Origin of the sequence: Vibrio minamisatsumaniensis, assembly GCF_050337445.1 — a bacterium.
Lineage (GTDB): Bacteria > Pseudomonadota > Gammaproteobacteria > Enterobacterales > Vibrionaceae > Vibrio > Vibrio artabrorum.
On record NZ_JAKJSY010000008.1, the window covers coordinates 1 to 10,641 of the forward strand.

At 42.5% G+C, this 10,641-nt stretch carries 11 protein-coding genes and 2 pseudogenes; 3 read left to right on the forward strand and 10 right to left on the reverse strand.

All coding sequences use genetic code 11. The annotated features are described in order from the left end of the window. The 3 genes and pseudogenes from L4B77_RS00880 to L4B77_RS00890 all read left to right on the forward strand — a co-directional run. A pseudogene (locus L4B77_RS00880) lies at positions 1-325 on the forward strand (WYL domain-containing protein); the annotation flags it as partial. 30 nt (positions 326-355) lie between these two features. Continuing rightward, entirely contained in the window at positions 356-724 is a 369-nt protein-coding gene (locus L4B77_RS00885; RefSeq protein ID WP_429748134.1) for a hypothetical protein, read from the forward strand. 47 nt (positions 725-771) lie between these two features. Continuing rightward, positions 772-999: a hypothetical protein gene (locus L4B77_RS00890; protein WP_429748135.1), complete on the forward strand. Its 228-nt coding sequence runs from the start codon at positions 772-774 to the stop codon at positions 997-999. Positions 1,000-1,715: 716 nt separating this feature from the next. Here the strand turns inward: L4B77_RS00890 and L4B77_RS00895 are convergent. From L4B77_RS00895 to L4B77_RS00940, 10 genes and pseudogenes are all read right to left on the reverse strand, one after another. Then, a complete protein-coding gene (locus L4B77_RS00895) occupies positions 1,716-2,342 on the reverse strand; it encodes a bifunctional 4-hydroxy-2-oxoglutarate aldolase/2-dehydro-3-deoxy-phosphogluconate aldolase (protein WP_429748136.1) in 627 nt (208 codons plus the stop codon). Between the two features lie 31 nt (positions 2,343-2,373). After that, the gene (locus L4B77_RS00900) at positions 2,374-3,309 is read right to left on the reverse strand and encodes a sugar kinase (RefSeq protein ID WP_429748137.1); all 936 of its coding nucleotides are present in this window, start codon (positions 3,307-3,309) and stop codon (positions 2,374-2,376) included. A gap of 66 nt (positions 3,310-3,375) precedes the next feature. Further along, positions 3,376-4,065: an RraA family protein gene (locus L4B77_RS00905; protein WP_429748138.1), complete on the reverse strand. Its 690-nt coding sequence runs from the start codon at positions 4,063-4,065 to the stop codon at positions 3,376-3,378. Positions 4,066-4,067: 2 nt separating this feature from the next. Beyond that, entirely contained in the window at positions 4,068-5,060 is a 993-nt protein-coding gene (locus L4B77_RS00910) for an aldose epimerase family protein (RefSeq protein WP_429748139.1), read from the reverse strand. A gap of 10 nt (positions 5,061-5,070) precedes the next feature. Then, a complete protein-coding gene (locus L4B77_RS00915; RefSeq protein ID WP_429748140.1) occupies positions 5,071-6,480 on the reverse strand; it encodes a sugar porter family MFS transporter in 1,410 nt (469 codons plus the stop codon). Positions 6,481-6,485: 5 nt separating this feature from the next. Beyond that, positions 6,486-7,544, reverse strand: coding sequence for a mannonate dehydratase (locus L4B77_RS00920; protein WP_429748141.1), 1,059 nt, complete (start codon positions 7,542-7,544; stop codon positions 6,486-6,488). After that, positions 7,541-8,314: an SDR family NAD(P)-dependent oxidoreductase gene (locus tag L4B77_RS00925; RefSeq protein ID WP_429748142.1), complete on the reverse strand. Its 774-nt coding sequence runs from the start codon at positions 8,312-8,314 to the stop codon at positions 7,541-7,543. Before L4B77_RS00925 ends, L4B77_RS00920 begins: the two co-directional genes overlap by 4 nt. Next, positions 8,311-9,471: a M24 family metallopeptidase gene (locus L4B77_RS00930; protein ID WP_429748143.1), complete on the reverse strand. Its 1,161-nt coding sequence runs from the start codon at positions 9,469-9,471 to the stop codon at positions 8,311-8,313. The genes L4B77_RS00925 and L4B77_RS00930 overlap by 4 nt, the downstream gene beginning before the upstream one ends. After that, the gene (locus L4B77_RS00935; protein WP_429748144.1) at positions 9,472-10,116 is read right to left on the reverse strand and encodes a FadR/GntR family transcriptional regulator; all 645 of its coding nucleotides are present in this window, start codon (positions 10,114-10,116) and stop codon (positions 9,472-9,474) included. A 277-nt stretch (positions 10,117-10,393) separates the two neighbouring features. After that, positions 10,394-10,641, reverse strand: a pseudogene (locus L4B77_RS00940) (IS5 family transposase); the annotation flags it as partial.

Below are 10,641 nucleotides of genomic sequence, written 5' to 3' on the forward strand. Positions count from 1 at the left end.
TTGCCCATTGCCCACCATTCGCGAGTGGAGTGACGAGCAACGGCAAGTATTGAATGCGGTACACACGGCATTACTGCACAACCGTATGCTCAAGATATCGAGCCAAATATTGCAGCAAGAGAAGGCGCTCATTGAGCCACTGGGACTCTCGGTTCAGTGTGACGCGCTCTTGCTGCTCTTTCGATTATCCGGCCAACACACAATACGCACCCTAGCCTTGCCTTTGATTGATGAGGCCAGTGTATCGACGTTTTCTTTTACCTATCCGACTGATTTCAATATTGAGCGGTTCATGCGTGAACACGATGGAGTCAGTGCGTCCTGAATTTCACTCACCGATAAGGAGAGCACCGTTATGACATTAATTAACACCCTACTCCGATACGCCGCTATGACCATCCTGTTTATCGGACTCACCGCTTGTGGCAACCAAGAAGAGACTCAAACAGCAACGGCTGATATTGAAGTGTCGATATCCAGCAATTCTCACTGGGGAACATTGGTTTTTGACCTGCAAGCTATCGCCGACAACACCGTAATTAGCAATGTGGTGATTAACCGTGGCAACTGCCGATTACCCGCAGGAACAGCCTCAGAGCTATCAAGAAACGTCTCATTGCAGTTCGGCCAAACCTACACCGGATACAGCAAAAACTGCACCGTAGACAGCGTGAAAGAAATCGAAGTCACCTCCAGCGCTGGCACCTTTGTCTACACCTTCTAACTTTCAATTCCCAAATAACACACTCAACCAACTCGTAAGGATAAACTATGAACAAGTCATCTCTACTTATCACCACAGCGTTAGTTTTCTCAACATCTTCAGCATTCGCTGGTGGAACACTGGGCGGCAACCCATCCGCAGATTCAGGAGCCGTCAACACAAGTGTTGGCAAATGCACTCAATACAAAATGGATGTGAAAGCGGCGCAGCAGGAAGGTAAGGATGTATCGACCATCACCGTTCCTGAAGGCTGTGAACCAGCCAAAGAAAAGTAATACCACCAGCAACAGTAAAAAATGACAATGGGGAGCAATTACGCTCCCCATTCTTTTTTTTTGCTTCTAGACATAGCTTCTTATCTAAATACCTCTCAACAATACTATTCCCATTAGCTGGCAATTTCACTTAATTCAAATAGCACTTATTAATCATCTGATTAACATCATGTTTTTAGTGACCATCACTGATATACTTACGTTTAAATTTTCATCATACAGTCAATAAATCATGCTTCGCTATTTAATTTTCATTCCTCTTTTTATTTTAAGCGCCTGTACGAGTGGTACTACCAATATCACAAATGAACAAACTCTAAACTCTAAACTCTAAACTCTAAACTCTGATGAAGCCTATGAAAAAGGATACATCGCGCTTAGCCAAAAGAAATATAAGGCTGCTTATGCAGAATGGCTACCCTTAGCTGAGAACGGAGATGCTCAAGCATAGTACTCGATAGGCTCACTTTGTTGCGTAATTCAATGGAACTAAATCAAAAACCGACGATCTGCTCAGTGCTCTTGGGTATCTAAGCCCAGTTAACTTTGAAAAACAATATGTCGCTTAATGCGGTGTCCAGTCTGACTGGAGCAGAACACTATTAATGCTTCTTCCATGCACGCGTCTAGACAAGGATCCACTCTTTGAATCATGGAACTGAATTTGTTTAGCTTTGTTATACTCTGCTAACCAAAACCCTATCTTACTTAAAGTTTCATTTAACTAACTTTGTAACTTCTCGAGCTAAACGTCCAATCTCATCCCAACGACCTTCGTTGATCAACGTTTTATCTACCATCCACGTACCACCACATGCTAATACGCGGTCAACCGCTAAGTACTCGTTAACATTTTTAGGGCTGATGCCGCCTGTTGGCATAAATTGGATTTGCGTGTAAGGACCCAGCAGTGATTTCAGCATGTTGATGCCGCCGGAGGCTTCCGCAGGGAAAAACTTAAGCGTAGTTAACCCCATCTCAACCGCGGCTTCAACTGCACTTGGATTATTGACACCCGGTATGATATCAATACCAATCTCACGACATGCATTGACTGTATTTGGGTTAAAACCCGGTGAAACGACAAATGTTGCACCGGCATCTTTTGCGGCTTGTGCTTGCTCACGGTTAAGTACCGTGCCTGCGCCAATGAGCATCTCCGGTTGCGCTTCACGTAGTAGACGAATCGCTTCAACTGCGGCATCTGAACGAAAAGTAATTTCTGCCGCTGGTAAACCATTTTCAGCCAGTGCTCTACCTAGAGGGACGATGTCTTCCGCCTGCTCGATAGCGATGACTGGGATAACTTTAATGGTTGCAAGCAGTTGTGCAATAGTTGTCATGAGTATTCCTTGATCTAAATTTGATAAAAAGTTACGCGAAGCTAATCGCATCGGTTTCGTGTCTCGGGATAATCGCGCCTTTATGTTGGATGACGATACCCGCTAACTGGTGTCCTTGACGCGAACACTGCTCTGCATCTTTGTCTTGTAAATATCCAGATAAGAAACCCGCATTGAATGAGTCACCCGCTGAAGTGGTATCCACCACATGTTCAACCGGTGTGGTTGTTATCGTTTGGCGAGAGTCGGCAACAAAATCTTGGTAATGATTGCCCCTAGATCCCATTTTCACGACTGCTTTCTTCACCCCAACGGTTTGAAGACGAACCAGTGTCTCCTCTTCATCGCTGTCGCCCCAAAGTGCGTGTTCATCATCATTAGTGACCAATGCTAAGTCAGTAATTTCTAGCAGTTTACGGTAGCATTCACGCGCTTCGTCCGCATCGCGCCACAACGCTGGTCGATAATTAGAATCAAATGCAATTTCAACTCCTTGCTTGCTCAATTGGCTTAGCAGCTCAATCAAGCGGAAGCGATCCTGTTGTTGTAAAATTGCTAGGCTAATACCGCTGAGATAAACCATATCTACATTGGCGAGTGCCACTTCCACCAGAGCAAAGTCTTGGTGCTGTAACATATAACGCGCTGCAGACTGATTACGCCAATATAGGAAAGTACGCTCGCCTTTCTCATCAAGTTGAATTAAGTACAAACCGGGTTGGCGAGTGGTATCACGTAATACTAGTTCGGTGTTCACTCCCTCATGTTGCCAACGTTCAATCATGCCATCGCTGATTGCGTCAACCCCAAGTGCGGAAACATACTTAACCATTATGTTATCGCCCGAACAACGTGCAAGATAAACCGCAGTATTAAGTGAATCACCACCGTAAGTTTGAGTCATGGCTCCAAAAGGCGCACCATTTAACTCAATCATACATTCTCCAATAATCGCAATATGTGTCATAAAAGCTCCACTAAGGCTAGATAAAAGCAGAAAGCCTTTAAGGATTTCTGCTTTTATTTGAATCACTTACATAATTCCAAACTTATTGTAAGCATCGACGGTTGTCATGCCATTTTGCAAGGCTAGAAGGACTTGATTCTCTCCTTCTGCTTTTTCAAAAGCCCCTTTAAAAGCCTCAACTTCAACGTCTTTCGGCACAACAAGTATTCCATCTCTATCACCAAAAAGAATATCACCATCATTAATCAACACTCCATCGACTTCAATTGGAATGCGCCAATCAATGACTTTCCCTCTTACGCCTTGATCTTGAGCGTAACTACCAAAAGAAGCGACAGGGAAATTAAGATGTTCAATCTCGTTAGTATCACGATGAAAGCCATGTACAATTGCACCGGCTGCACCGCATTGAATAGCTCTTGTCGACATCAACCCTCCCCACAAAGCATATCGATGTGAGCTGCCAGAGCAGATGTAAACTTCATTTTCTTTTAAGTCATCCAAAGCCTCAAACATACGTCCAAACGGCTGGCTCGAAATGACAGAGTGTCCTTGGTGATCACCAAAAAAATCGGTTTCCAATACGGTCATTGCACGCCCAATAATAACCATGTCATTACATATCGGTTTTAAGTTTGGTGACAAAAACTGGTGCTGATAGCCCAGCTTATCCAGAACATCCCCCACTAAAGCAACGAATAGTTTATCTTTTGCTAATTGGAAAAGTTCATGATCATTATTCCACTGTACAGTCATTTTTATTCCTTAACCTTTTCGGTAGAAATTGAATACTCAATATTAAAAGGGACATCTTTTTGTAAGCACACCAAGCCGTGCTTTTCATCTGCTCGTGATGGATTTAAATCAAAATATGAATGCGTAGGTTCAATGCCAATAGCCAAATGACGAGAGTTCCAAGGGTAGTAATCTCTCCCTTTACAACTGAGCCAAATACAGCAATGTGGTAATTTTGATGTATCCCACTTTAAGGTGCTCTTCATACCTAAATCATGGCGAAGTAGTGATATTTCGCCATCAACGTCAAGCAGTTGAATTAACTCCTCCCTCGGCTCTGTAAATGGAAGGTAAATAGCGCTTCCAATATCACCGTTAACTAGAGGGATTGACTGCAAATGTTCAAATGATCTATCCGACACGAACTGTGAAGAAGACTCAAAGTCTATAGGGTATGTCATACCAACCCTAAAGCTCCCAACGACCAACTCACTCATCTGTGGCTGTTCTGATAAAGCAAACGTAGGGTGCAAACCAATTGGTATTCTGACATTTTTATTACTCTCTAAGCTCAGCTTAAACTTAACCGAGTTAGAAGTATCATCAAGCCAAACATCACGCGTAGCCTTAAACACTGCGTCATGGGCGCTAAACTGATGAATAAGAGTTATATGTTCATCCGTTTTCTTAACCAACTGCCACTCTTGATTACTGCTTTTGCCGTGGGGGAAGCAATTATCAATATATTGGTCAATTTTTGTATCGATTTGGACCTGCTTCTTCGATGTAAAAGATGAACTGGGCTTAACGATACCAAACGGAATACAAGGCCATTCTCCTTGCAAGTTTCGTAAAATTGGAGGTAGGGTTTGACTGTTTGGATCATCATGCCACGGCGCTCGAGCAAGAGGAGAGAAAGTCTCTCCTCCCAATTCAATCATCCATTGTCCAAACATTGCCCCTACAGGGTTTATCACAGCAGACATTTTGCTGGATTGTAGTTGCCAATGCTCCATTTTGTCTGTCCTATGCCATTAATTCACGTTCAATTTCTTCTAAAGTACGATTCGCGGTTTCAGGCATAACCTTTAAAATAAACCAAATCTGACTAGAGAGAATAAGAGCAAACATAAAGAACAGTGAACTAACACTAAACTGCTCCATGAATACTGGTACAAAGGCATTAATAATCGTGCCTTGAACCCACACTGCGGCTGTTGAAATCGCCATTGCACGACCTCGAACAGCTGTAGGGAAAATCTCTGCACCTACCGTAAATTTGATGCCACCGATCGCTGTTGCAAACGCTGCTACAAAAAAGGCGAACAGGGTAATAAGCAAGGTTCCTGAAGTATTAGGATCATCAATAAACAAGCCGATCAGAATCAATGCTGAGACACAACCGATAGTACCAATCATTAATAGTTTCTTACGCCCTAACTTATCAATAAAGAAGATAGAACCGACCGTAAATATCACGTTAATGATAGCAATCAGCGTAAAACCGCCCAAAGCAGCGCCTTGTCCCATTGCGTCTTCAAGGATGGTTGAACCGTAATAGAAAACGGCCGTGATCCCAGACCACTCTGAAACAATCGCTAAAAATAAAGCGACAAATAGGGCTTTTTTCTTACCTGCGTTAGTAAATAGCTCTCGGTAGCTACCTGTACTCTCGATTGCCATTGCCGCTTTACAATCAACGATGGATTGATTCGCTTCTTCGTCATCTACGACTCGTAACAGAATTTCTTTTGCTTCAGCATCTCGTCCTTCTTTTATTAACCAACGTGGTGACTCAGGGAAAAAACTCGAAATGATAAGGAAAAGTGCCGCAGGTAATAGTTCAACAGTAAACATGCCACGCCATTGTTCATCAATAAACATCACATCCAAAAAGCTCTCACTACTGACCGCATTTTCAGCAGCATGGACGATAAGTGCATTACAGCCAATCGCGACAACAATACCAATGGTGATCGCTAATTGAAAAAGTGTCGTCAACTTACCTCGATGTTTCGCTGGCGACATTTCCGAAATAAAAAGTGGTGATACCATCGTCGCAATACCTATACCAAAGCCTCCAATGAAACGAGCCAGAGTAAGCATAAAAAAAGTATCTGCAAGCGCACAACCAATCACTGAAATAATCGCAAGAATCGCGGCTACCATTAGCGGTTTTTTTCGTCCAATTTTATCCGCTATAACGCCAGAGCTGATCGCACCTAAGAAACAACCAGCCAAAGCAGAGGATACAAACCAGCCAACTTGTCCAGAGGTCAGTGCAAATTGTGCTTGTACATGACTGATCGTGCCTCCCACTACTAGCATATCTATACCAAACAGAAGTCCGCCAAGAGCTGAAGCAAAACATATAAATATCAGATAACGTAATTTATCCGATGGCGAAGCGGTGGAATTTAATGTTGTCGTAGACATAGTATTTATTCCTTAATCAGAGAATTTATGTAACCCATGGCGTATGCCATACCTGCGTGCCAGGGGGCCGGGCATGAGACTTGAGGCGTATGATCTGGGATTAACACCCCCTCAAATTTATTGTCCTTCAGAATTTGGACAATTCGCTTGATATCAATATCACCTTCATCTATGAAGACTTCCTTGTAATTAGGCACTTTTCCCGTTACATTTCTCAGATGTATGTAGGGAACTTTACCTAAAGAGACGTAGTGTTCAGTGGCCTGATATACATCGCCATTGGTCATTTCAGCAATTGTTCCTAAGCAATATTCCAAAGCGTTTGCCGCGCTTGGATAAAGGTCTAACAATCGTTGATACTTTTCTGGTTGATTCACCAATTTAGGAAGTCCTCGAACAACTTCTAACGGTGGATCATCTGGGTGAGCAGCCATGGTGACACCAGCAGACTCAGCTACAGGTATAATTTCGTTTAAGAACAAGGCGAGGTTTTCCCACAGTTGCTCAGTTGTCATGGCCGGGCGAATTCCTGTTGCCGCAGGATCTACCACCATATTCCATGCCATTGAGTTAGGCAGTGGGCATTCTAATATTTCATTAGAACCGTCCATGCCTACAGTCTGCGCTCCTCCTCGTGCATCATTGGTAATGACTCTTCCAGTAACTCCCGTCAGACTAAAGTTATAACCAAAGACAGGGATACCAATCTCACCTACATTTCGAATAACTTGTTTTACTATTTCTATTTGCTCTGCTCGTTTGCTGCCGCCAAATAGAATATGGTCCCAGTGTTTTGGATCAAAGTTTTCAATGGCATACCAACAAAGACCATATGACTCAATTTTCTCTTTAACTGCTGACAACTCTTCAACAGTCCAGATATCACCTTGTGCCAGTCCCCAACCTGACTTGTCGCCAATGGGTTGGTCGTTATTGGAAAAGTTATCTTGCTTATTAAAGTAATCACACATATGGACAATAATGTGTGTTGCTCCAAGCTGCTTAGCAAATTTCAAATGCTCATCATCAAGCATGTGTCGGTATAGCCCGAACCCTAACTTCATGCTTCATTTCCTTCTCTATTAGGTCGATCATCGTATCGCACTGTATTTAACATATAGCCACCATCGATATAGGTATCCGTTCCCGTAATATAGCTAGCTTTATCACTGGATAAATATAGAGCGAGCTGTGCTACTTCTTCTGTATTACCGATCCTTTTCGCTGGTATCCACTTTTCAAATTTTTCACGCCCAAAGCTATTTATCGCCTCTCGATTCATATCGGTTTCGATTGCTCCTGCACCAATACTGTTAACGCGAATACCATATTCAGCCCATTCCAAAGCTGTCGCTTTGGTTAACATATTCAATCCAGCCTTAGCACTACAATAATGCGCTAACCCCTTACGTGGCGTATGATCATGAATAGATGTCATATTGATAATCACGCCACCACCATTACCCATCATCATTTTTGCCGCATGTTGAGAGCACTGGAAAGGTGCGGTTAAATTAACTTGAAGTACTTGGTTCCAATCATCTAGCAGCATCTCTTCTGCGGCATGACAACTTTCAAAACCAGCATTGTTAACTAGCACATCAAGTCGGCCATATTCCTTTTGGGTAGCGCTAAAAATAGAGCTGATTTCTTGCTGATGTTGAAAATCTGCAAACACAAGCAAATATGACACTTGGTTAGTTTTCGCTAAATCTTTTAACCATTCAGTTTGTTGCTCTGATGCAGAGCGAGCATGCACAACGAGATCATACCCTTCTTGCGCAAATGCTTGCGTAATTGCCTGACCAATGCCGCGTAAACCACCGGTTATCAATGCGACTCTTTTTGACATAAATTACCCTTCAGTGTTGTTTGAGGAAAAGATAGAAACTCATAGCCAGTCTCTGTCACCACAATATTTTCTTCGAGTCGAAGACCTCCTAATATTTCATCACCATAAACACCCGGTTCAATGGTCAGTACTTGCCCCACCTCTAGTCGAACATCGTTAGTTTCGTTGATTGATAATCCTGGGTCATGGTAGGCAAAGCCTGTACCATGCCCTAATGCGTGGGGAAACAAATGATCCAGTTTTTCTTGACGTAGTTTTTCGGCCGCGGCGCTATATAAGGAAGACAATGACCGCCCTGGATGAATAACCTCCACAGCGGCATTAATAGCATTTCGCACGGCTTTGAAAACATCTTGTTGCTGCTTGCTTGGTTCACCAACCACAGTTGTACGAGTGATATCCAACCAATAACCATTGACACATACAGCAAGTTCTAGGAATACATAATCCCCTTCATGCAGTATACGCTGACCTGTGCGGTTGAATTGACATGCTCGAATTGTATCTTGACCAGATTGAATAGAAGCATAGGCTCTAACGTACCCCACTTCCTGAACACCTAATTGACGAGCAATTTGATACTCAATCAATGCCGCGAGTTCTCCATCAGAAACCCCAGCCTCAGTAGTAAAAAACGCCTTAACACCTTCGTTTGCGACTTGATGTGCAAGCCTCAATTTCTCAATTTGTTCTGGTGTTTTTATTCCACGTAAGTGTATAAGCTGTGCTTTAAATTGATCTTGCTTATCACTCCTAGAAAATTGTTCAAAAAAACTTGGGGGTAAAATACTGCCTTCTGCTGCATTTGAAGAAGGGCTAACCTGTATTTGGTCACTATCAAACACCACCTCAGGTTCCGTAGGTAGTAATTTCACTATTTTTTCGTATAACCCTTCCCATGGGTAGCTCTTTGCTGTCGCCCATGGGAAATAAGATATTGATATATTCGATTTAAGCGGTTCTGGCTCAAAGTCAGGAAGAAACAGTTTTGGCGGTAAATTTGAAAATACCACCAAAATAGAGCCATTCCAGTGAGGATAATGATCACAACACATCACTAAATCATTTGGGGTCGTCAGAATCACCGCATCGAGATGATGTTCTACAAGGAAACGTTGAATTGCCTCGATATGATCCATTTAATCCTCCAGCAAATCTTTTGAATATTTAAAATGCTGCCTCATGATTTGGCGAGCAGCGTTGCTATCTCCTTCTTTCAGCACTTCAATTATCTCTTGGTGACCAATTCGAGCATGCTGGATACCTAACTCTAAATTTTTACCGATTTCCAAAACATGTAATATGGTCGTCGCTAAAATGGCATAGATGGCACTTACCATAGAATTACCAGAGATTTCGATTAGACGGGTATGAAATTTAAAATCAAATTCAGCAAGTTTTGCTACCGTATTGGATTGTCCAATTTCGTCATTAATCAGCTGTAATTCATTAATATCGGCTTTCGTTACATTCTTTAAGATATCGTCAATAAGCCCCACCTCCATAAGCTCACGTATTTGCTGGATTTCTTTATAGTACTCTTTGTTTTCTGAGACACGAATCGCCGCTATCGCAATACTCGCTTGAAGGTTTTTATTCACAATTCTTGATGGCTTTCGATGTGACGTTTCTAACACGCCGTACGTTTCCAACACACGTAGCGCCTCTCTCACAGTATTTCGGCTCACTCCAAAATTGTCAGCAAGCTCTAATTCAGTCGGCAACTCATCCCCTAAACTTAGCTTTCCTGAATTAATATTATCGATAATGTTTTCAACGATCATTGCCGACACTGAAGTCTTCTTACTAATAGAAAACACTTACCCAACCCCTTATGCTCTAATGTAGGACACAAGGAATTTACGATCAATAAAACAGCAACACAACGCGCCAAATGAGCAATTTTCGATTAGATCAGGTTATTCTTCAAACAAAACCATAAAATTGTGATTAAACCCTAATTTTAAGCTAGAGGCTGTTTAGTTACCCTGCTCATATTGAAGTGATCCGCACCAGAAGGGCTTTGTTTCCGTACTCAACCCACTCTGTCTTTTGATGCCATCAGGCGACTCGGTAGCTCTCGGGCATACCAAGCTGGGTAAATCTATTCAATATTGATGCGCCTAGCATCATTTCCTGTTGTTGATTGTTAAAGTCTCTACTGTGTAATTTGGGGCCTATAATTGTTTTGTAACGGTGCATCGCATTCTCTGAGACATTCCGTTTTCCATACTGCTTTTTCTTTTGCCAGCGTATGGGACCTAAGGCAGAATACGCCACCAAATTGCTCATCCTTTTAGGGTTATGAG